Here is a 23,274-nt window from a genome sequence, read left to right as displayed (position 1 = left end):
TTAAGGGGGTGGACGCATGAGTAAGATCGATCAAAAAAAGCGAGAGAAGAAAGAAGCACTTCTGCTCTCTGCATTTGAATTGTTCACAGAAAAAGGAATTCAAAATACGTCCATCTCTGAAATTGTAAAACGGGCAAAGATGGCGAAAGGTACTTTTTATCTTTATTTCAAAGATAAATTTGACATTCGCGATCAGTTGATCGCAAGACAGGCGAGTGCATTGTTTGACCGAGCTAATGAAGAACTCAAATTGAATGATGAGTCCAATTGGGTCAGCTTAGAGGAGTGTATTGTAGCACTTGCAACACATATTGTTGATCAGCTCAATGAGAGCCCTGTATTATTACGATTTATTTCTAAAAACTTAAGCTGGGGTGTTTTTTCAAATATTCGTATTGCCGGCATGTCCAATCGGAACTGCATGGATATCTTCGAGGAGCTGCTAAAGCAGTCCGGGCGCAAATTTCGACAGCAGAATTTAATGATCTTTATGATTGTTGAATTGGTAAATGCAACCTGTTATAATGTTATTCTACAGAAGCAACCGGTCACCCTGGAAGAGTTAAAGCCGGAGTTAAATACGGCGATCTGTGGCATTATCAGCCAATTTGAGATCGCGGATACGGAACAGGAGTAGTGGCTCCTTAGAATAAAGTGGTATTGTATTTGGCGAGGCACTGGAAATGGAGAAAATAATGGGCGAGATAATGCAGGAGCATGTAGATCGTCTGATGATGCTTGGAACGTTATCAGCAGACGAATTTACAGAACTGTTGCGATATCGCAATGCGGAGACAACCGAGTATCTGTTTCAAAAGGCAGAAGAGGTTCGAAAACAGCAATTTGATAAGGAAGTCTATCTGTGGGGTAGACTTCCTTTTTCTAATTACTGCAAAAATGATTGCAACTACTGTGGGTTAAGACGCAGTAATCGTTTTGTGAAGCGGTATCGTATGAATATGAAAGAAATATTACAGTATTGTCACGAGGGTTATAGGCAGGGAATTCGCAATTTTTTGCTGGAAAGTGGGACAGATTTTTATTTTTCGGAGGCAAATTTTGCAGAAATTGTGGATGCGGTACATAAGCATTTCCCGGACTGTACGATCATATTGAATGTGGGGGATCATACCAAAGCGGCATATTTACATTGGATGCATTTAGGTGCCGGAGCAGCTATGCTTAGCCATGATGCCTCGAATGAATTACAATTCAAGAGGCTGCACTCTGCTAATATGTCGTTACTTCGGCGCAAGCAGGGAATGTGGGAACTGCAGGAGATGGGATATCATACAGGAACAGGATTTTTGGTCGGAACACCTTATCAGACGATAGAGAATGTATCTGAAGATCTGCTGTTTATGAAGCAGTTTATGCCACAGATGATACAGATCGCACCATTTTTGGCAGCAAAACATACGCCATTTGAACGGGAACGCGGTGGTAATGCGGATATGGTATTATACTTGATGGCAATTGCAAGATTGATGTTTCGGGGAAGTATTCTTATTGCAGATCCGAGTTTGGAACAGGCGATGCACGATGGACGGAAGAAGGCACTGCAGGCAGGGGCTAACGTTGTTGTTGTTGATATTGTTGACGAGGCATTGCGCGGTGCATACGCCGTTTATGATGAGCACACTATTCATCGTCAGCAGGAGACGATTAAGTCTTTCGAACAGCAGATACGGGAAAAAGGTTATGAAGTCGTCCGAAAGGCCATCATGTAATTCCCAAAAGTAAGGTAGAAGACAGCAGCGAGTGAAGAACGAAGATGGAAACATCTAATGTCAATTATCGAAAATATAAGAAACAGATCGTGGTGAGAGAGAAATATGAGAAAGAGAAAGATGATTGTTTGCGCATTAGAGGAAGAGTGGATCGCAAGATTGTTGGAGCGATTGAGCCAGGAAGAATGGCAGACTCAGATGATCGATCATGCAGAGACGTTATGGGAGGTGCAGGCTCCGTGCTCGGCCATTATGATACAGGAAGAAGAGTTGACGGAGGCGTATCGATGGAGAACGAAAGATGCAGGTGACAGTATATGTCTGCAGGCTTTTCAAGAATTTGCGGAATGGCAGAAGGTACCAATTATCGTGATTTTACAGCAAAGAGATGATCGGTTGGAAGAACAGCTTTTGCGAGCCGGAGCTGCAGAATGTGTCTGCCCGGAGCAGTCGACCGATCTGGCAGCCTGTCGTATAGCACGGGCGGTGTCGAAAAATGTCGTATCAGATGTGCCGATGACGGAATGGGAACGTGTTATAGTGGATAGCGAGGGTGGACAAGTTCAGATTGACGGGTATCCTATTCATATGTCGAGAGAGGAATGTATATTGTTGAAGCGGTTGCTGCAGGCAGAGGGAGCTGTGGTATATCGGGATGAATTGGTGGAGAATTTATGGAGCGAAGTATCTGTGCACAGCCGGAGAAGATTGGATGGTGTTGTGCAGCGGGTGCGCAAACGTTTATATGGAACAAGGCTTTTTATTGTGTCCAAATATGGAAAAGGGTATTATCTGCAGTATCATAAAGAGGAAAATGGTTCTTGTTTTGTATGATTTCAGAGTCGCGTTAAGTATCGTATCTATTGTGGATGATTTGAGGAGAACAGCTTAAAGCATACAAAGGGCATGATTGACGGATTTTTTGAGAAGGAGTAAAATAGATGATATCAGGAGGAATAGGATCATGAATATATTGACTTGGGATGGTCTTGCTGACATTGATTCGTTCCATGGAGAAAGAGTTATGATCATTGATGACAATGAAATTAATCTGGAAGTCATGCAGACAATATTTAATGATTTTGGATTGCATACAGATGCGTTTGTGAGTGGACAGAAAGCATTAGAAAGCTATCAGAATAGTGAACCGTTTTCATATCAGTTTATATTGATCGATCTGAATCTATACGGTATGGATGGTTATGATATAGCAAAGTTCATTCGTAGTGCAGACAGGCAGGATAGTAAAGAGATTCCAATATATGCTGTTACTGCTAATTTACTTCCCTCAGCGAAAATGAAAGCAACTGAATGTGAGATGAATGGATATGTTGACAAACCGGTAAATTATGCAGCATTGTTAGAGATGATCCATAGCGTGTTGGGCGTATAAATTTACTCACACTTCACACATCCAAAGATGCTGTCGGATTATATATTGCTTACGATATCAAGGAATATTGAGGATTTGGAGGACAAATAAAAAGTGAGAAAAACTGGACCATTACGTGTGATTATTGATGTCAAAGGAATGGCAGAGGTGGATGAGGAAGATCTGAAGCAGCAAATTGTCGTACTGCAGGAACATTTTCTCTTTAATACGTTAAATGCGATCAAAGGGGCTGCGATATTAGAGAAGGTATTGCTGCCGGAGCTGCTGGATGGTTTTTCGGACTGCCTGCGTTATCAGTTTCAATGTTTTCGCGTCAATAAAACAGTATCTTTTCGTGAGGAAAGAAAGTTCATGCGAACGTATTTGTCCATGGAAAACTATCGGTTTCAGGGGATGACGATACTGTGGGATGTTGGTGCCTGCAATCTGAAAGTGCCGCCGATGGGGATTGCATTATATGCGTCGCGTGCTGTCAATGAGTGTATGTCGACCAGAAGACGTCAAATTGAAATTCTTGGTGGGGTTTGTCAAAATAAGTATATTCTTACCATTCGCAATTCGTATGAGGAGTTATCAAAAAAGGAAGCGGACGAAGGTGAGCTGATACGTCAAAAATTGAGAATATGGTGGAGCTTTTCGGTAGAAGGAGATATTAGCTGGGAGATTGAAGGTGATGAAATGGTTGTAACATTTGCATTACCGATAGAGGCGGAAGGTCAGAATACCTAAACATCTCGGATCGATGGATCTTGATTAAAATTTGATGGAAGGAATGTAGGGATGGTATGAAAACGATCATTGTCGATGATGAGATCATGGCGATCAAATTAGTGCGTAACTATTTAGAGCGTGACAAGCGTGTAGAGATTGTCGGAGAGTGTCTTGATGCAGGGGAGGCACTGCAGTGTGTTCGGGAGCGTGCCGTCGAGGCGGCATTCTTAGATATATGTATACATGGTTGTATGGATGGTGTTGAATTGGGTAAAAAGTTAAAGGAACTCAATCCACAGATCGTGTTGATCTATACAACAGGTAATGCACAGTACGTTGACAATGCAATTGATGTAGAAGCGGACTTTTATTTGATGAAGCCATTAAATGCGGCAGAACTCACTTTTGTCGTCAAGAAGGCGAATGAACTTGCTTTACAGAGAAATAAAAGAATCTTTGCAAGAACGTTTGGACATTTTGATCTGTATATTGATGGGAGTCCGGTTATGTTTCGCAGTGCGAAAGCAAAAGAGCTGTTGGCTCTTTTGGTGGATCGAGAAGGAGGTACTGTGACGACAGATCAGATCATTGGAACATTGTGGGAGAACCGTCCGAACGATGAAGCAACGCAGAGCTTATGCAGCAAGATCGGTAAAACATTGATCAATGAATTAAAACAGTATGGTGTAGAGGATATTATCGTGTCAGGAAGAGGCATCAAACGTCTTAATACGGATCTGCTGGAATGCGATTTGTACCGTCTATTACAGCGTGAACAGGATGCGCAGGACGCATTTGCGGGAGATTATATGCTGGAATATAGCTGGGCAGAAGATCGAATGGCGTCATTAAGCCGATTTTTACAAAATTAAATATCCCAACTTCCCATACCTCAAATCCTACACAACCACATATTGCTTATTATGTCGATGGTTTAATTATATTTTGCAGCTGATATATAGTGGGTCCTGCCATCAAAAAACTATAGAAATTGCCTTGCCGCAATTAGTTTTATAGTGATTTCTAAATTTTGTTGTCTCTGATGATTGATTTACATGCCTTTCGGAAACTCGAAGTCCCGGAAGCAAGGTAATCATCATTTTTGAAAGGGACTTTGCGCTCGTCGTTACTTATGTCTCGTATTTCAGAGACATTAAGTAACGTGACGTAGCGCATCGTAGCGAAAGCGTCCCGTCCAAAAATGGATGATACCTTGCTAAACCGGGACATCTCAGACAATCCTTCAGGCATGTATTCATCAGAGACTTAACAAAATAAGAAATCAACTAAAAACTCTGCGTTCTTCGGCAATTGTCTTAGTTTTTTTGATAGCAGGATAATTTATGTTATCGGCTGCAAAATAGCTATTATTTTATCGACATAATAAGCAATATGTGGTTTTGGAATAACTTTCGGTATGGGAAGTTTGCGTTAAATATACATTTTTTTTCAAAAAACCCCTCTAATTCCATTTCAATTCCATTTGAAATCCATAGTAATGCTAATTCAGGTTCTATAATTAGACATGGAAACTGAAAAAAAGCAATGGGATGTCGATTCTAAACAATTGATAGGGACTAGGAGGACAAAATGAAAGATGATATCCGTGTTATACTGGCAGACAACAACGTACAGGACAGAGAAAGCAAAAAACGATTATTAAATGAACAGGGAATCCAAGTAGTGTACGAAACAGGAGACGGAAAAAAAGCGCTGGAAAACATTAAAAAGTTAAAGCCGGATGTTGTAGTCATGGATATGATCTTACCGGGAGTAGACGGTTTGGAAATATTAGAAGAATGCAGAGAATTTACAGAGTACAAGCCTTTGTTTATCATTGCCACGGCACTTCGACGCGAGGGATTGATCGAACAGGCATTAGCACAGGGAGCAAACTATTATATGATGAAACCGTTATCAGCAACGATGTTGATCAAACGGATCAGACAGATCGCAGCCAGTGTAGGCGAAGGGGAAGAGGGACAAGCTGCAGTACATAACAGCGAAGAAAAGCAGCTTGTATCCGCGCCGGAGTATACGGATACTGTGAAGGAAGATTCAAAGAAAACGATAAGACAGGTTGTGAAACCTACAGAACATTTGATCAAAGATCCGTCGGATAAATACACCGGCAATCTGGAGATTGACATTACGAATATATTGCTGGAGATCGGAATGCCGGCACATATCAAGGGTTACCAATATATTCGTGAAGGCATTATGATGTCTTTTGCAGATCAAAATATGTTGCACTATATTACAAAATTTTTGTATCCAACCATTGCAAAAAAATATCATACTTCTTCCAGTAGTGTAGAACGGACGATCCGTCATGCGATAGAAGTTGCATGGCGCAGAGGGAATATGGAGACATTAGAGCACGTGTTTGGAAATACGATCTCTGCAAATCGCGGCAAACCGACCAACTCAGAATTTATGGCACTTTTGACGGATAAACTGCGTTTAGAGTATCGTATGCGTGAGGCTTGCTGATCGATCCGAATGTGAAAGACACACGATCTGTAAATCCTGCTGAGCGTGTTATGCGGCAGGAAATGGCAGTATAATAGGTACAAACTTGACGGAATAGCGTAAAATAAGGTATAGTAATAGAGTTGTCGTTAATAGATGACTCTATTACTTTTTTGCGTATACACGTATGCACGGGTACGATGACACGACCCTCTGTTTGGTTGGATATACATAGGATAGCTGAGTGCTCGGAGGGGAATTATAGAAGGAGGTACTAGCAAATGAAAACAAATTCAATGATGTCGATAGATGATGCATTAGATGCAAAATTTAATGAACTTGTTGTAAGTTGTATGAAATCAGGAGCGATCGACCTAAACTTATATCAGGAATATGATGTAAAGCGGGGATTGCGTGACAGCAATGGAAAAGGTGTATTGACCGGATTGACTGAAATTTCAGATGTAACAGGATACCGTGTTGTAGATGGTGTCAAGGAGCCGGCTGATGGTATGCTGTACTATCAGGGGTATGATGTCAAAAATTTAGTTGGAGATGGCATTGATAAACGATTTGCCTTTGAGGAAACAACATATTTGCTATTGTTCGGTTATCTGCCTAATAAAGAGCAATTGGAAGTTTTCCATGGGATCATTGCGGGCTTGCAAGAACTGTCCGGACAATTTGTGCGTGATGTTATTATGAAGGCGCCAAGTGCAAATCTGATGAACGGATTGCAAAAAAGTGTCTTGACTTTGTACTCTTACGATGCTAATCCGGATGATATTTCGGTATCCAACGTACTTCGTCAGTCATTGCAGTTAATTGCGAAACTGCCATTGATCGCAGTTTACAATTACCATGCATACAGACATTTTCACTTCTTTGACAGTTTGGTGATCAAGCCTGCTAAACCGGAGCTTTCGACGGCAGAAAACATTTTGCAGATGTTACGTCCAAATGGAAAGTATACTCCATTAGAAGCACGTGTACTCGATGCTGCTCTTGTGCTTCATGCAGAGCATGGTGGTGGTAATAACTCGACATTTACCAATCACGTAGTAACGTCTTCGGGTACAGATACCTATTCGGCAGTCGCAGCATCCATTGCATCTTTGAAAGGACCGCGTCATGGTGGAGCTAATTTGAAAGTGCAGCAGATGTTTGCAGATCTTCATGAGCATGTTACGGATCTGGAAGATGACGATCAGATTCAGGAATATTTGCAGGCAGTACTTCGTGGAGATGCTTTTGATCATTCCGGTCTGATCTATGGTATGGGGCATGCGGTTTACACGTTGTCCGATCCGCGAGAGGTGATCCTGAAGGATTATGCACAGAAATTAGCCGAAAGTAAAGGAATGCTCAAAGAGTACAGTCTTTATGATAGAGTAGAACGCATTGGAACGCAGTTGCTATCTCATAGAAATCATGTGGTCAAACCGATCTGCGCAAATGTGGACTTCTATTCAGGCTTTATTTATACAATGCTTGGTATTCCGGAGGAGTTATTTACACCGATCTTTGCAATTTCTCGTATTGCAGGATGGAGTGCGCATCGTCTGGAAGAACTTGTAAATCGAGGTAAGATCATTCGTCCGGCATACAAATATGTTGGACATCACAGATCGTTTGTTGATGCCAAAGACCGTGGGACAACAGAGGAGTAATCTCTATAGGGATACAGGAAAAAGATAAGAAAGGTATGGTAATTGTATGACAACAGTATCAAGTTCCAGCATTGCTGCAATATTAGTGGCGTTTGCTGCCTATTTGTTATTCATGATCGTGATCGGTGCAATCTGTATGCGCCGCACCAATAGTTCAGAGGATTATTTCCTCGGAGGCAGAGGCTTAAATGCATGGGTCGCAGCACTCTCAGCGCAGGCGTCTGACATGAGCGGATGGCTGCTAATGGGTCTGCCGGGTTCGATTTATGCGTTAGGTACCGGCCAGGCCTGGATCGCCATAGGGTTATTTTTAGGAACCGTTTGTAACTGGCTGCTGATTTCCAAAAGACTTCGCCGCTATACGATCGTAGCAGGTAATTCTATGACACTGCCGGAATTTTTGGAGAATCGTTTTCATGACAAAAAGAAAGTGCTGCTTTCCATCTCATCTGTCGTGATCATTATTTTCTTTTTAGTATATACAGCGTCAGCCCTTGCTTCGGGAGGTAAATTATTTCATACGATCTTTGGTATTGACTATCATATCGCGCTGATCATTGGCGCAGCGGTTATTTTAACTTATACGTTTATGGGTGGATTTTTGGCCGTATGTACGACAGACTTTGTGCAGGGAATGCTGATGCTAGTTGGATTGCTGACTGTACCGATCATTGCTTTTGCGTTAGTCAGCGGCAAGTTTGCAGCCAACATTGACCACACACAGGTAGCTGGCGGTTATGATGCATATATGAATCTGTTCATGAACGGCGGCAGACCATATAAATTTGTGGAAATCTTATCGCAGCTTGCATGGGGATTAGGATATTGCGGAATGCCTCATATCTTGATACGTTTCATGGCGGTAAAAGATGAGAAAGAGTTGAAAAAATCCAGCGTGATCGCAATTTCATGGTGCTTTTTATCTTTGGTAGCTGCCTGTTTTATTGGCATTGTCGGAAGAGCTTATCTGGTCGATAATGTACTGACAGGCGGACAGACAGAGAGTGTCTTTATCACAATGATTGAACGCGTATTCACCAAAAATATAGGAATTCCATTTGTTGGCGGATTGTTCTTGTGTGGAATTTTGGCGGCAATCATGTCAACGGCAGATTCACAGCTGTTGGTTTGTGCATCTTCGGTATCAAAAGATATTTACAAAAGTTTTATCCGTAAAGATGCAGACGATAAACGCATCATGAAAGTGACTCGAATCACAGTCATCGTTGTTGCATTGATCGCGATCGTAATTGCTTGGGATCCGGAGAGTAGTATTATGGGTCTGGTATCCGATGCATGGGCTGGTCTCGGATCGGCTTTTGGACCGGCGATCGTGTTGGCATTATTTTGGAAACGCGCTAATATGCCGGGAACGGTTGTCGGAATTATTACCGGTGGATTGACGGTTCTTATATGGGACTACATCCCATTGATGGGTGGCAAGACGCTTGCAGTGACGACTGGTATTTATTCTCTGTTAATTGGATTTATTTTGAGCCTTTTTGTTAATGTGATCGTTAGTCTTGCAACAAAAGCACCGAGTGCTGAAATTGTTGCAGAATTTGAAAAAGTCGATGCATATAGCGAATAAAAATACAAAGCATATTCCATACTAAGGAATGCAATAGATTCTATTTCGTGTCATACGAAATTTCAGAAAGGTATGGTGAATGCTTTGAAAAAGAAAATGTTAGGTTTTGCGGTGGTTACAGTCTTGGCGGCAGCATTGATGGTTGGATGCGGTAATAAATCCAAAAATAATTCTGCTACATCACCTTCTTCCGGTAATGGTGCAACGGATATGCCAAATGAGACAGAACTTCCAGAGAGTACCAATAATGCTGCAGATGATGCGGGAAATGCCGTGGATGATGCTGTAGATGGTGCGGGAAATGCTGTGAAAGATGCCACGGATGGTGTAGAAGATGCTGTAGATGACGCTGTAGATGGTACAGAAGATGCAGTTGATGATCTGACAGGTAATGAAAAAGACAAGACAAATGATCATGCAAATTCTAAAACAGATGATACAAAGAGCAAAAAAAACGATAATAAACGTTAGAATAGACGGCATAACACGATATGATATCGGAATGTCGTAATAGAATTAAAAAAAACGCACAGGATGCTAAAGCAGAATGCTTCCTGTGCATTTTTTTATTTCTTTATAGGAAACGTCTCGTTTCCTATAAAGCAAAGAACGTTCCGCGAGGATGCGCATCTCGCGGAGAAGAAGTTAGCTGTAAACAGCACCGCTCGAGCGCGAAAGAGTCGCAAGCGACTCTTTGTTCTGTTGTGTGACGTCGCATCGCAAAGAATGGCTTTAGCGATTCTTGCCCTTTTGAGATGATTCCTCCGTGAGATGGATGCGGTAAAGAACGGCATCGCGATTTTTGTATATAAGATCTTTTTCCGGTTTCATGCCAAGATTTTTTGCAGTATGCAGTGATCGTACATTTTCTTTATCAATGACTGCAACAATATTGTCAATATCCAGAGCTTGATAGGCATACTGAAATACTGCACGGCAACATTCCAGCGCATAGCCGTAGCCCCAATGATTACTATCTAACAAATAGGACAACATGATCTCATCCTGTCCGTCAACAACATGGTTCTCAATTCCACAACGTCCAATGAGCCCACCGGAAGTTTTACTGAATACGCCCCATAATCCGTAGCCGTAGAAATTGTATACATTACGGATATAGGCAGCCTGTTTTGCCATCTCCATTTCTTTATAATCGTCGATGTCATCAATGAATTTGGCAACCTCGGGATCCTTATAAATCGGATATAAATCCGGAATATCCGCAACGGTCAGTTCGCGAATGATCAGACGCCTTGTATTTGCAATGGTTACCGGTATTTTTTGTTTGCGCTGCCAAACATGCAGAAAAAACGAAGGAGTAAGTCCTTCGAAACTTTCCAACAAAACATCGGCACGTGATAGATCCTGCTTGCCGGAATGTGGATTGTCGTATCCGACGCAGGCGATTCCGGCGGCGATCGCCGCTTCGACACCATAAGAGGAGTCTTCAACGACAATGGCTTCCTCTGCGGATACGCCAAGCTTTTTAAGTGCTAGTTGAAATGTGTCAGGAGCAGGCTTTGGATGGGCAACATTTGAACTGGAAACGAGCTGATCAAAATATTTGCGGATGCCTAATGAACTGACAACAGCGTTGATCTCAGCAGGATTAGAGGAGGAGGCAATCGCTAACTTCCAGCCACTGGTAGCAAGCTTCGGGATCAGCTCGCAGATGCCGGGCAGGGAAGGATACCCCTCTTCTTTGTGGATTTCGCGTTTGGCTTGATTTAATTCCGCCAAAAGCTCTTCCGGAGATAAAGAAAGAGAAAAGTCTGAGATAACTTTTTGTGCCATATTTGCAGTGGAACTGCCAATAAACTGTTCATGATAGGACATGTCGGCATCTGCACCATATTTGTGCAGTACTTTCAGTGCTGCTCTGCCATGCTGTGGTTCGCTGTCGATAATGACACCGTCCATATCAAAAATAATCGCTTTTAATGTTCGCATTGTATAGAACACCTCCCCGTAAATTCGCTATTGAACCTTTATTATAGCAGAAAAATCATTGTGCCACAATCTCAGTCATGGTATAATTATAAAGGTGATTTATATATATGCCCCCGAGGAAATAGAGAAAGGACGAAAGAAGATGGCAGTGATCAGACCGTTTTGTGCAGTGCGCCCGGCAGTAGAATATGCCGATAAAGTAGCCGCATTGCCATATGATGTATATAATCGTGCAGAAGCGAAGAAGGAAGTGGAGAGAGAACCGTTATCCTTTTTGGCGATAGACCGCGCAGAGACACAATTTGAGGATAGTGTATCCGTATATGCACCCGAGGTGTATGCCAAGGCAAAAGAACTGTTCGAGGAACGTATCTCTCAGGGGATTTTTGTAGAGGATAAGCAAAGTGCTTACTATATTTATCAGTTGGAGATGAATGGACGCACTCAGACGGGTATCGCAGCGTGTGCCAGTGTAGACGATTATCTGGATGGCACGATCAAGAAGCATGAAAATACAAGAGAAGAGAAGGAACAGGATCGTATTCGGCATGTAGACACTTTGTCTGCACAGACCGGACCGATCTTTTTGGCATATCGTTCCCAGGCAACGATCAACCAATTGGTGTCTAAGATCATGGAAACGCAGGAACCGTTGTATGATTTTACGGCAGCGGATGGTATTGCACACCGTATGTGGAAAGTGACAGAAGAAGCGGTTACCACATTACAGGAGGCTTTTGCCGGAATACAGGAGATTTATATTGCAGATGGGCATCATCGTGCAGCATCCGCAGTCAAAGTCGGCTTGAAACGCCGTAAAGAACATCCGGATTATGATGGAACAGAAGAGTTTAATTATTTCCTTTCCGTACTATTTCCGGACGATCAGTTAATGATCATGGATTATAACCGCTGTGTGAAAGATTTGCATGGACTTACGAAAGAAGCATTTTTGAAGGCTGTGGAAGAGTGCTTTGATGTTACTGTCTTGGATGGTGCGAAGCATCCGCAGGTAAAGGGACAGATCACCATGTATTTGGAAAATCGCTGGTATTTGCTGCAGGCAAAGCAGGAACTGCTTGCTATCACGGATCCGGTTGCCGCATTGGATGTGTCATTGCTACAGGAATATCTGTTAAAACCGGTGCTTGGTATCGAGGATCCAAGGACAGATGAGCGTATTGATTTCATTGGAGGAATCCGAGGCTTGGAGGAATTGGAACGTCGTGTGCAGACGGACATGACGGTCGCATTTGCGATGTATCCGACTTCGATCGGAGAGCTGTTTGCTGTGGCTGACGCGGGGCTGCTTATGCCGCCGAAGTCGACTTGGTTCGAGCCAAAGCTTCGCAGCGGATTGTTGATGCACCGCATTTGATCCGGCCTAAAATCAATGTTTGCGGCTCGAACAGAGCCATGGAGATTTGCATATGAAAGAATTTTTTTCTATTGAAGGACCGTTTATGCAGTTTTTTGGAAAACTGTGGGATATTATATTATTAAGTGTTGTATTTTGTGTGTGCAGTATTCCGATCATTACGTTTGGGATGAATTGTATTGCACTGTATTATACGGTTGTAAAGGTGGTTCTGCCCGGGGAGAGACATGCTGTGCGGACGTTTTTAAAAATGGTTCCCCGCAATGCAAGACAGGGACTGCCGCTTGGAATATTGTTTGAAATAATTATCGCTGTTTTGACGTATTCGCTTATAGTGATCCTGCATAACGATATGGGAGCACTCGGTGTGTTTTTTGGTGTTGTGTTTGTTATGTTGTTTATGATCGTGTTAGTAGTTATGGCGTATGCATTTCCAATGTCTGCACGTTTTGAAAATACGATCGGAGAAATTGTTGCTAACAGTGCTTTTATGGCATTGGAACACTGGAAAGAGACAACATCTTTGCTGATCCTGCAGGCGGCATTTCTTGTTGGAATGATATTGATCGTGTATATTCCACCGATCATACTGATCTTGCCGGGAGCAATTATGTGGATGCAGGCAAAATTGTTGGAGCCGGTGTTTGACAGCTACTTAAAAGAGGGGGGGAGCAAATCATGAAACAGAGACTATATGATCTGATGGATTGGGAAGCCATTGAAGCAATCGTTTATTCGGAAGAGGATCATCCTCAGCGTGTACTTGGACCGCAGAAGGTAAAGGGCGGTATTTTAGTGCAGGTATTTGTGCCGGGAGCAGTTAAGGCAAAGCTTCGTCTTAAAAGTACAGGTAGAAATTATACAATGGATCAGTCAGACGATGCAGGCATGTTTGCAGTTCTTTTGCCGGGAAAGACAATCACAGAATATACGATCATTGCTTCCTATGAAGATGGTTCTAAAGTGGAGTTAGAGGATCCGTATCTATATCAGGATTTATTCGGGGCGAATCACATTGAGCGTTTTGAAAAAGGGATTCACCGGGAAATATATCGTTATATGGGTGCGCATCCGGCTGCAGTACGCGGCTGTATGGATGACACAGACATTCTTTGGGATGTAACGGAAGATGATGTGAAAGACGATGCAGCACTGTTATATGGAACACACTTTGCGGTGTGGGCACCGAATGCAATGCGTGTCAGTGTTGTTGGGGATTTTAACGGCTGGGATGGCAGAAGACATCCTATGATGCGTCAGGGAGATTCCGGTGTATTTTCGCTTTTTATTCCGGGGATCGGACCGGGTGAATTATATAAATATGAGATTAAATCAGCACCGCAGAAAGTGACGATGAAGACAGATCCATATGGGTTTGCCTGTGAAAAGAGGCCGGCTAATGCCAGCATTGTGACGAATCTGCAGGAGTACCGCTGGAACGATGATAAATGGCTTGCAAAGCGTTCTAAAAGGGATTACACCAAGGAGCCTATGAATATCTATGAAGTTCATTTGGGATCTTGGAAAAGGCAGCAGGGAACAGAAGATGGATTTGTCAATTACCGGGAGCTGGCACGACAGCTTGTGCAGTATGTTCAGAAAATGGGATATACACATGTGGAGTTACTGCCGGTCATGGAGCATCCATTAGACGAGTCTTGGGGTTATCAGGTGACTTCGTATTATGCACCGACTTCCAGACATGGTTCGCCGCAGGATTTTATGTATTTTATGGATACGATGCATCAGGCCGGGATCGGTGTTATTTTGGACTGGGTACCGGCACATTTTCCAAAAGACGAGAATGGATTGGCGAGGTTTGATGGAACTTGTCTGTATGAGCATGCGGATCCGAGACAGGGAGAGCATCCACATTGGGGGACATTGATCTACAATTATGGAAGACCGGAAGTTGCCAATTTCCTGACGGCCAATGCATTGTTTTGGATCGAGCAGTATCATGCAGATGGAATCCGTATGGACGCTGTAGCATCAATGTTGTATCTGGACTATGGCAAACAGGACGGGGAATGGGTTGCTAATATGTACGGCGGCAATGAGAATCTTGAGGCAATAGCCTTTTTGAGGGATTTAAGCGATGTGATGCATGAGAGAAACAAAGGTGCATTACTGATCGCAGAGGAATCGACGGCATGGCCGAAAGTGACAGAGCCTTCGACAGTTGACGGTTTAGGTTTTGATCTGAAATGGAATATGGGCTGGATGAATGATTTTACAACGTATATGCAGACGGACCCGCTGTTTCGCAAGGGCCGACACGGCATGCTTACGTTTAGTATGATCTATGCATACAGCGAAAAGTTTGTGCTTGTATTCTCGCACGATGAAGTGGTGCATCTGAAAGGCTCTATGTTTGCAAAAATGCCTGGTGAGCCGGAAGAAAAATATGCGAATCTTCGTGTGGCATACGGTTTTATGATGGCACATCCCGGCAAGAAGCTGCTCTTTATGGGGCAGGAGTTTGCACAGGAGACCGAATGGAATGAGAAGCAGGAATTGCCTTGGGAGCAGGCAGAGGAGCCGGATCACAAGGCATTGCAGCAATATGTAAAGGCATTGAATACGTTTTATCAAGAGCATCCGGCTTGGTACGAGACGGATTTTGATGCAGAGGGTTTTGAATGGCTTAGCAGTATGGATGCCGATCACAGTATTATTACCTTTATGCGGTATGATGCGAAGAAAGAGGAGCGGCTTCTGGTGGTGTGTAATTTCACTCCGGTTACGTATGAGAATTTTAAGATTGGAGTGCCTGTTGCCGGAAAATATAAGGAAATCTTTAATAGCGATCAAATTTCCTTTGGTGGAACAGGTTGCATTAACGCAAGGCAAAAGAGTGCGAAGAAGATACCTTGGGATGGCAGGGAGTATTCGCTGACGATTTCCGTGCCGCCGTTAGGAATGAGCGTATATCGCTGTGTGCCGACCGACACGATGACAGCGACCGTTCCGTCGAAACGTGGAAGCGCTAGAACAGGAAAAACAGTAAAAAAGAGGAAATAAATGATGTTGTATGATAAAATGGGAATAGGCATGATGGAACTGCAAAATGCAATGCTTGCAGTGCAGGATAATACAACCGTCAAGGAGCTGACCAAGGTAATGGGGGATGACTCTGTTTCCAATGAAAAAAAGACCAGCTTTTTATTACAGTATTTATTAGATCAGCGAGAGCCGCTGCTTCGCTTCGGTCAGACGTTGCTGATCGCTTTGATTGTGTTTGTGATCGGCCGTAAAATGGTGAAGCTGTTACTTCGTTTTACGGATCGCTGGATGGAGCGGCGCAATGTAGAGGTTAGTGTCCGCAAGTTTGTGATGTCATTAGCCGGCGTTATCTATAATGTGCTATTGATCTTTGTGGTTGCAGGTATACTTGGTGTAGGAACCAGTTCTATTGTGGCTATGGTCGGATCGGCAGGATTGGCGATCGGCCTTGCTCTTCAGGGCAGTTTGGCCAATTTGGCGGGTGGGGTTTTGATCTTACTTCTCAAGCCGTTTCAGGTTGGAGATTATATTATTACGCCACAATCGGAGGGAACCGTACAGAGTATTGATATTTTTTACACACGATTGACGACAACGGATAATCGGGTGATCGTGATACCGAATGGAACGATTTCTAATTCGGATATTACCAATACAACGAAGCAGGATAGGCGTTTGCTTGTTTTGGAGTTCTCTGTCAGTTATGATGCAGATGTTGCATTGATCCGAGACATTTTACTCAAAGAGATGAAACACAGTAGTGACATTTTGGTGACAGAGCCAATGAGAGTTGTTGTGACCAGATTAAGCCCTGTGAAACTGCGTATGAATGCGAAATGCTGGGTAGAAACATCAAAATACTGGGATGTTTATTATGATATGTTGGAGAGGATCAAAACATTGTTACAGGAACAAAATATCTCCATAGGATAAGAAATTAGCAGAAATAAGAGGTGACGATAATGATCAAGTTTTATCGAACAGATGACCGTAAAATTCATGAGGAGGGTGGAATTGTTCCGGGAGGATGGATTGATATGGTCAATCCAACAGTAGCAGAGGGTGAGTTGATCGCCAAAAGACTGCAAATTGATATTCAAGATCTGTTGGCCGCTTTGGATGAGGAAGAAAGTTCTCGTGTGGAATTGGAGGATGGATATACGTTAATTCTGGTGGATATTCCAACAATTGAGATTCGTCATGATAAAGAAGCATATACGACAATCCCACTGGGTATTATCTTGACGCAGGATATTATCATCACCATTTGTACAGAGGAAACTCCGGTGCTGCAAGCGTTTGTCAATGGTCGCGTGAAAGAATTCAGTACCAAGAAGAAAATGCGTTTTGTGTATCAGATTCTGTTCCGTGTGGCTGCGTTATATCAGAATGACCTTCGTGTTATTGATAAGAAACGAACCGAGATTGAGGAACGCATTGATGATGATACCGAAGACGTAGATCTGATCGATCTGCATGCATTAGAATCAACATTGGTATACTTTGCGACATCTTTGCGTGCAAATGGTGTTGTCTTAGATCGCTTGACACGTTATAAGCGATTGGAACAGTATCCGGATGACACGGATCTGTTAGATGATGTCATTGTCGAGAACCGGCAGGCGATCGAAATGACAACGATATATAGAGATATTATCAACGGAACGCGTGAGCTGATGTCTTCTGTGCTTGATAATCGTTTGAATAATGTCATGAAAATACTGACGATTGTAACACTGGTTATGGGTATTCCGACTCTGATCTCAGGAATTTACGGTATGAATGTTTCCAGTAAGTGGATGCCGTTAGCAGATACACCGCATGGTTTTTCCATTATCTGTCTGCTCATCGTGTTTATTTGTATGATTGCAATGTTCTTATTAAAGAAAAAGAAAATGTTTTAGCCGGTTAGGCTTACATGACAGTAATGTATCAGGAAATAAAAAAGCAAAGCCAGCGCTGGCTTTGCTTTTTTGTTCCTAGAAAATTGCCACCCTGTACAATTTATTCTTCAGCGAGATAAGCTTCATATTTAGCGATCACTTCTTTCATAGCCTGTGGTCCCGGAGCACCGATCGTATTACGCTTAGCAACACAGGTTTCCATGCTGATCGCATCATAAATATCTTCTTCGAATACCGGGCTGATCGCCTTATACTCTTCCAAAGACATCTGACCCAGTGAAATATTCTTGTCAATGCAGTACAAAACGAGCTGTCCGACAATGCCGTGTGCATCGCGGAATGGAACACCATGATTTACCAAATAATCCGCTGCGTCAGTCGCATTTGTAAATCCACCCTCAGCGCTTGCACGCATACGGTCTTTGCGGAAGGTGATCGTGTCTAGCATACCATTAAATAATACGATACATCCTTTCGTGGTATCAATAGCATCAAAGACAAATTCCTTATCTTCCTGCATATCTTTGTTGTAGGCCAAAGACAGTCCCTTCATCGTAGTCAACAGAGAGATAAGAGAACCGTATACACGACCTGTCTTACCGCGGACAAGCTCTGCAATGTCCGGATTCTTCTTCTGTGGCATGATACTGCTTCCGGTAGAATAGGAGTCATCAATATCAATGAACTGATATTCGTTCGTGTTCCAAATGATGATCTCTTCGCAGAAACGGCTCAAATGCATCATAATGATGGACATAGCTGCACTAAATTCGATCAGATAATCACGGTCAGATACAGAATCCATACTGTTTAACGTTGGACCGGTAAATCCAAGCAATTCTGCGGTGCGTTCACGATTGAGCGGATAGGTTGTTCCGGCAAGTGCACCGGAGCCGAGAGGGCAGTAATTCATGCGCTTATAAATATCCTGCAGACGGGAACGGTCACGGTAGAACATTTCGAAATAAGCACCCATATGATGTGCTAAGGTGATCGGCTGTGCTTTCTGCAAATGAGTAAAGCCCGGCATGATCGTATCAATATTTTCCTTCATGATCTTTAACAGGCTTTGCAATAAACCGAACAACAGGTGCTCCATTTCCTTGATCTCTTTGCGGGTATATAATTTCATATCCAAAGCAACCTGATCGTTACGGCTGCGTCCGGTGTGCAGGCGTTTGCCGGCATCGCCAATGCGCTCGATCAAATGTGCCTCCACAAAACTATGAATATCTTCGTGCTCTTCGGTAAAAACAAGTTTGCCATCACGAATATCATCGCGGATCGACTGCAGACCTCCGATGATCGCTTCTTTGTCTTCGTTGGTCAAAATTCCCTGCTCAGCTAACATTGTGACGTGTGCAATGCTGCCTTCAATATCTTCCTCATAAAACTTCTGGTCAAAAGAAAGAGAAGCATTAAAGTTATGTACTAATTGATTGGTTTCTTTCGTGAAGCGTCCGCCCCAAAGTTTCATAGTGGTAATCCTCCATTTTATGTAGTAAATTATGCTTTACGGTGAAATGTGCTTTACATAGTTAAATCTGCAGAAACAATGGAAGAAAAACATTCTGCCATCCGGTTACTGCAGATTTAACGGTAATTTTTACGCTTAGTTGTTAAAATTAGTCCTCTGCTTCTGGTGTTGTATCTGAGAACTCAATAAAGTCATCATCAAAATTGTCACCAAAATCATCCGCATCAAAGTCATCCAGATAATCGCGTTCCAGATGGCGGAAAACAGCATAAGCAATAGCTGCAACTGCTGCAACTGCGCCTATGATAGCGAGTGCAATGATGATGCCGTTTTTGTTTTTCTCCTCTAACTCTTTCTTGTGGAGAAGTTCGTTAATCTTTGCTGTATTCATTAATTCTTCGAGCTTATTTGACATAGCGCCACATCCTTTCCCTGATTGGTCAATTGTTATACGAATAGTATAACACATCACACGTGCAATATCTATATTTTTTTAAGTTTCGCAAAGGAAGCCATCATGCGCCTGGTTGAGCCATTATCGAAGTCGACAGTCACTTCGTGATCCCCATTTTTTTCCTTGAGAGCAATTACGGTTCCCTCACCAAATTTTTTGTGTTTGATGCGGTCACCCTCACCGTAGGACAGTGTGCCGGATGTGGTCTTGCCGCTATTTCCTTTGTCAAATATCGAGCTGTCCCGCAGAGAGGATCCTTTGGAGCGATAAATATCTCCAGCCTGGGAAGAGCTTCCGATCCCTTTGCGGATCAATGGATTGCCGGCAAACAGGTCAGCTCCGGAACTGCGTCTGACTGCCTGTTTGGCACTTCGTTCTGCCATAGGATCCCAAGTAGATGACGCATTTGTGCGTACATTTGGAAGTTCGTTCATGCGAACCTGATGATACGACTGCCTGCGGCTTTCAGTAAAGGAATTGCCGCTAAAAGGAGAGGAAGCAGTTCGGGAACTATCCTGAAAAGCATCTCCATTTTGCTTGAGCAGATACCGCGGGATTTCATTCAGGAATGAAGATGGACGGTTGTATTGCTGCTCACCATTGCGAAAACGGCTTCGTGCACAGCTTAGCGATAATTTCTGTTTGGCGCGGGTAATACCGACATAACATAAGCGGCGCTCTTCCTCCATTTCCTCCGGGTCATCGCCCATGACAGCAGCATATCCCGGGAAAATACCGTCTTCCATGCCGACCAGATATACATAAGGAAATTCCAATCCTTTCGCGCTATGTAATGTCATAAGTAACACCATGTTGTTGTCATCGTCTACCGTGTCAATATCTGCAACAAGAGCAACTTCCTCCAAAAATCCGCTGAGCGTTGGCTCCTCTTCACAGTTTTCCTCATAAGTGACCACTTTATTAATGAACTCTTCGATATTTTCAATACGTCCGTTGGCTTCTTCGGTATCCTCTTCCTCCAGCAGGCGGACATAACCGGTTTCTTCAATGATCTCACGGATCAGATCTTCCAAGCTATACTCGGGAGATGCTAAATGTCGCTTGAACGATTCGATCAGACTGACAAAACTGCCCAGCTTGCCGGCGCTGCGTTTGATGCCGTCAATGTATTCGTAGTTTTGCAAAGCACCGTAAAAACTGGTCTCGTGCGTGAGTGCATAGTCGGCTACCCGGTCGATCGTCGTAAGACCAATGCCGCGCTTCGGTACATTGATGATTCGTTTTACGGAAATATCATCTAAACCGTTTTCCACCGTGCGCAAATATGCCAACAGATCCTTGATCTCACGGCGCTGGTAGAAGTTTACCGCACCGACAATACGATATGGGATATTGGCCGTCACCAGTTTTTCCTCCAGTACACGAGACTGTGCATTCGTACGATACAAAATGGCAAAGTCCTTGTAGTCTGCGTCGCCGGTCTGTACAGCGTAAGAGATACCGTCGGTAACAGCCTCCGCTTCTTCGTATTCATTACCATATTGTGCAAAATAGATCGGATCACCTTTTTCCTGGTCTGTCCAAAGCGCTTTATCCTTACGCATGGAGTTATGACTGATCACAGCGTTTGCCGCATCCAAAATATTTTGGGTGCTTCGATAGTTTTTCTCCAGCTTGATCACTTTAGCGTCAGGATATTCGGTCTCAAAGTTCAGGATATTATATATATTGGCACCACGGAATTTGTAGATAGACTGGTCATCGTCACCGACAACACACAGATTCTGCTCGCGTCTGCCATCTTCTCCGGTAGAGTCAGCCAACAGGCGTACAAGCTCAAATTGAGCTGTGTTAGTATCCTGATACTCATCGACCATAATATAGCGGAAACGGTTTTGGTAATAGTCCAGGATTTCCGGGTTATCCTGCAATAGCTGAATAGTCTTCACGATGAGATCATCGAAATCCAATGCATTTGAGTCGCGAAGACGTTTTTCGTATTCCCGATAAGCTCTGGCATATATTTCTTTGAGATAGTCACCGGCAGCACGGCGTTCATATTCTTCCGGAGTGATCATCTCATCTTTGGCAGATGAGATAGCACCGAGTACACTACGTTCTTTGAACTTTTTGGGGTCTAACTGCAGATATTTCAAAATATCCCGCATTAATGTCCGTTGGTCGTCTGCGTCATAGATCGTGAAACTTCTCGAATAACCGAGAGCTTCAATATGGCGGCGCAGTATGCGCACACATGCGGAGTGGAAGGTGCTGACCCATATGTATTCTGCACCGGAAGTAACAATATTATCAACTCGCTCACGCATTTCTCCGGCAGCTTTATTGGTAAAGGTAATGGCAAGGATGTTCCAAGGGTTGACGCCATATTCCTCGATCAAATAGGCGATACGGTGTGTCAATACACGGGTTTTGCCGGACCCGGCACCTGCTAAGATCAGAAGTGGTCCCTTAAAATGTTTAACTGCTTGCTCCTGCTCAGGATTTAATCCTTCTAATACGTTCATTCGTCACCAAGCCTTTCTTTAGAATCGAATATGATCGCGGTAATTCTTTGCCGCTTCAAAAAAATGCATTAGTCCATCTTTGTCGCCGTCAGCGATCTGTTGTTTGGCAGCGGTCAAAATTTCTATATATTTGTCTAAAAAACTGCATATTTTGTCGGAGTTGGTCAGACAGATATTCTGCCACATTTCCGGAGAAGAGGAAGAGATTCGCGTCGTTGTGTGAAATCCTCCTGCCGCAAGTGTGCCGTAGGTACCGTCTTCATCAAGGGCAGCAACCGCATTGACCAGTGCCGCAGATATTACATGTGGACCGTGGCTGATACCGGCTACTACGGCATCGTGGTAATCCGGGTCGAGCAAAATACAGTGTGATCCGATGTCGTGAATGAATTGTTCCATCCATGCAACATATTCCGGTCTGCTCTCTGCAAACGGTGTTAAAATATAGTATTTATCACGGAAAAATGCAGATTCAGAATGTTCATAACCGGTCTTTTCAGAGCCGGTCATTGGGTGCCCGCCTACAAACTGCTCACAGAGACCATGTTCTCTGACTGCAGCAAGAATATCGCTTTTGACACTGCCAACGTCTGTCAGCAGGCAGTCTTTGGAAAGATAAGGAAGCAGCTTGTCCAAATAGGCGATATTTTTGATGACAGGTGCGCATAGAAAAATACAGTCACAGTCAGCAAACTCAGCGAGATCTGTTGTGATCTTGTCTAAAATCCCATCCATTGCAGCCAATTCGAGGCGTGGGTGTGGTTTGGTAATATAGTAATTGTATGCCATAAGTTCACTGTCCGGATACTGCTCGCGCAGTGCATGTGCCACGGAGCCGCCAATTAATCCGAAACCAATAAATCCAAAACGATGCATCGTTGTCATAATAATTTTTACATTCCTTTCAATAGAAACATATGTTTGCGTTCTGTTCTATTTTATATGACGATAGTGAGCGTGTCAACTTGAATTATTGCATAAAAGCAAGTATAATGTTTCTTGTCATGCTCTGTCCTAAAATTTGGATAGCATAGGATGGACTGTCTTGTGAT

Annotated in this window: 20 protein-coding genes; 15 read left to right on the top strand and 5 right to left on the bottom strand. The window is 43.2% G+C overall.

Annotated elements, in window-relative coordinates; genetic code table 11:
• Window positions 1-16 precede the first annotated feature (16 nt).
• From DXB73_RS01510 to DXB73_RS01460, 10 genes are all read left to right on the top strand, one after another.
• Entirely contained in the window at window positions 17-637 is a 621-nt protein-coding gene (locus tag DXB73_RS01510; RefSeq protein ID WP_118689912.1) for a TetR/AcrR family transcriptional regulator, read from the top strand.
• A gap of 46 nt (window positions 638-683) precedes the next feature.
• Complete coding sequence (hydE, locus tag DXB73_RS01505; RefSeq protein ID WP_118689911.1) at window positions 684-1,730, top strand: [FeFe] hydrogenase H-cluster radical SAM maturase HydE; 1,047 nt, start codon at window positions 684-686, stop codon at window positions 1,728-1,730.
• Between the two features lie 105 nt (window positions 1,731-1,835).
• On the top strand, window positions 1,836-2,564 hold the full coding sequence (locus DXB73_RS01500) for a winged helix family transcriptional regulator (protein ID WP_118689910.1): 729 nt from the start codon (window positions 1,836-1,838) through the stop codon (window positions 2,562-2,564).
• A gap of 130 nt (window positions 2,565-2,694) precedes the next feature.
• Window positions 2,695-3,123 carry a response regulator gene (locus tag DXB73_RS01495; protein ID WP_118689909.1) on the top strand — a complete coding sequence of 143 codons (429 nt, stop codon included), beginning with the start codon at window positions 2,695-2,697 and terminating at the stop codon, window positions 3,121-3,123.
• Between the two features lie 93 nt (window positions 3,124-3,216).
• Window positions 3,217-3,852 carry a histidine kinase gene (locus DXB73_RS01490; protein ID WP_118689908.1) on the top strand — a complete coding sequence of 212 codons (636 nt, stop codon included), beginning with the start codon at window positions 3,217-3,219 and terminating at the stop codon, window positions 3,850-3,852.
• A gap of 56 nt (window positions 3,853-3,908) precedes the next feature.
• Window positions 3,909-4,706 carry a response regulator gene (locus DXB73_RS01485; protein ID WP_118689907.1) on the top strand — a complete coding sequence of 266 codons (798 nt, stop codon included), beginning with the start codon at window positions 3,909-3,911 and terminating at the stop codon, window positions 4,704-4,706.
• A 718-nt stretch (window positions 4,707-5,424) separates the two neighbouring features.
• On the top strand, window positions 5,425-6,327 hold the full coding sequence (locus DXB73_RS01475) for a sporulation initiation factor Spo0A C-terminal domain-containing protein (RefSeq protein ID WP_118689906.1): 903 nt from the start codon (window positions 5,425-5,427) through the stop codon (window positions 6,325-6,327).
• A gap of 260 nt (window positions 6,328-6,587) precedes the next feature.
• Window positions 6,588-7,976 carry a citrate/2-methylcitrate synthase gene (locus DXB73_RS01470; protein WP_118689905.1) on the top strand — a complete coding sequence of 463 codons (1,389 nt, stop codon included), beginning with the start codon at window positions 6,588-6,590 and terminating at the stop codon, window positions 7,974-7,976.
• 46 nt (window positions 7,977-8,022) lie between these two features.
• A complete protein-coding gene (gene putP, locus DXB73_RS01465; protein ID WP_022026192.1) occupies window positions 8,023-9,567 on the top strand; it encodes a sodium/proline symporter PutP in 1,545 nt (514 codons plus the stop codon).
• A gap of 84 nt (window positions 9,568-9,651) precedes the next feature.
• Complete coding sequence (locus DXB73_RS01460) at window positions 9,652-10,038, top strand: hypothetical protein (RefSeq protein WP_147354450.1); 387 nt, start codon at window positions 9,652-9,654, stop codon at window positions 10,036-10,038.
• Between the two features lie 261 nt (window positions 10,039-10,299).
• Here DXB73_RS01460 and DXB73_RS01450 read toward each other — a convergent pair whose 3' ends face one another.
• Window positions 10,300-11,517, bottom strand: a complete 1,218-nt coding sequence (locus DXB73_RS01450) for a GNAT family N-acetyltransferase (RefSeq protein ID WP_118689902.1) — start codon at window positions 11,515-11,517, stop codon at window positions 10,300-10,302.
• 142 nt (window positions 11,518-11,659) lie between these two features.
• On the opposite strand from DXB73_RS01450, the gene DXB73_RS01445 reads away from it, so the two are divergent.
• From DXB73_RS01445 to DXB73_RS01425, 5 genes are read left to right on the top strand one after another with little or no spacing between them, the layout of a single operon-like run.
• Window positions 11,660-12,895: a DUF1015 domain-containing protein gene (locus tag DXB73_RS01445; RefSeq protein ID WP_118689901.1), complete on the top strand. Its 1,236-nt coding sequence runs from the start codon at window positions 11,660-11,662 to the stop codon at window positions 12,893-12,895.
• Window positions 12,896-12,947: 52 nt separating this feature from the next.
• Window positions 12,948-13,577 carry a DUF624 domain-containing protein gene (locus DXB73_RS01440; protein ID WP_118689900.1) on the top strand — a complete coding sequence of 210 codons (630 nt, stop codon included), beginning with the start codon at window positions 12,948-12,950 and terminating at the stop codon, window positions 13,575-13,577.
• Window positions 13,574-15,919 carry a 1,4-alpha-glucan branching protein GlgB gene (gene glgB / locus DXB73_RS01435; RefSeq protein ID WP_118689899.1) on the top strand — a complete coding sequence of 782 codons (2,346 nt, stop codon included), beginning with the start codon at window positions 13,574-13,576 and terminating at the stop codon, window positions 15,917-15,919. Before DXB73_RS01440 ends, glgB begins: the two co-directional genes overlap by 4 nt.
• On the top strand, window positions 15,920-16,834 hold the full coding sequence (locus DXB73_RS01430) for a mechanosensitive ion channel domain-containing protein (RefSeq protein ID WP_118689898.1): 915 nt from the start codon (window positions 15,920-15,922) through the stop codon (window positions 16,832-16,834).
• Window positions 16,835-16,863: 29 nt separating this feature from the next.
• Window positions 16,864-17,805 carry a magnesium transporter CorA family protein gene (locus DXB73_RS01425; RefSeq protein ID WP_022026185.1) on the top strand — a complete coding sequence of 314 codons (942 nt, stop codon included), beginning with the start codon at window positions 16,864-16,866 and terminating at the stop codon, window positions 17,803-17,805.
• Between the two features lie 100 nt (window positions 17,806-17,905).
• Here the strand turns inward: DXB73_RS01425 and argH are convergent, their stop codons facing one another.
• The 4 genes from argH to DXB73_RS01405 all read right to left on the bottom strand — a co-directional run bounded on the left by argH (window position 17,906) and on the right by DXB73_RS01405 (window position 23,107).
• Entirely contained in the window at window positions 17,906-19,282 is a 1,377-nt protein-coding gene (gene argH, locus DXB73_RS01420; protein WP_118507901.1) for an argininosuccinate lyase, read from the bottom strand.
• Between the two features lie 148 nt (window positions 19,283-19,430).
• Complete coding sequence (locus DXB73_RS01415; protein WP_022026183.1) at window positions 19,431-19,697, bottom strand: hypothetical protein; 267 nt, start codon at window positions 19,695-19,697, stop codon at window positions 19,431-19,433.
• A gap of 68 nt (window positions 19,698-19,765) precedes the next feature.
• On the bottom strand, window positions 19,766-22,222 hold the full coding sequence (locus tag DXB73_RS01410) for a UvrD-helicase domain-containing protein (protein WP_118689896.1): 2,457 nt from the start codon (window positions 22,220-22,222) through the stop codon (window positions 19,766-19,768).
• Between the two features lie 18 nt (window positions 22,223-22,240).
• On the bottom strand, window positions 22,241-23,107 hold the full coding sequence (locus DXB73_RS01405; protein ID WP_118689895.1) for a prephenate dehydrogenase/arogenate dehydrogenase family protein: 867 nt from the start codon (window positions 23,105-23,107) through the stop codon (window positions 22,241-22,243).
• Window positions 23,108-23,274 lie beyond the last annotated feature (167 nt).

This window comes from Clostridium sp. OM05-6BH (assembly GCF_003481635.1).
In the GTDB taxonomy this organism is placed as follows: domain Bacteria; phylum Bacillota; class Clostridia; order Lachnospirales; family Lachnospiraceae; genus Butyribacter.
The sequence above is the reverse complement of the archived record's forward strand: the minus strand, read 5'-3'. Positions and strand labels throughout refer to the sequence as shown.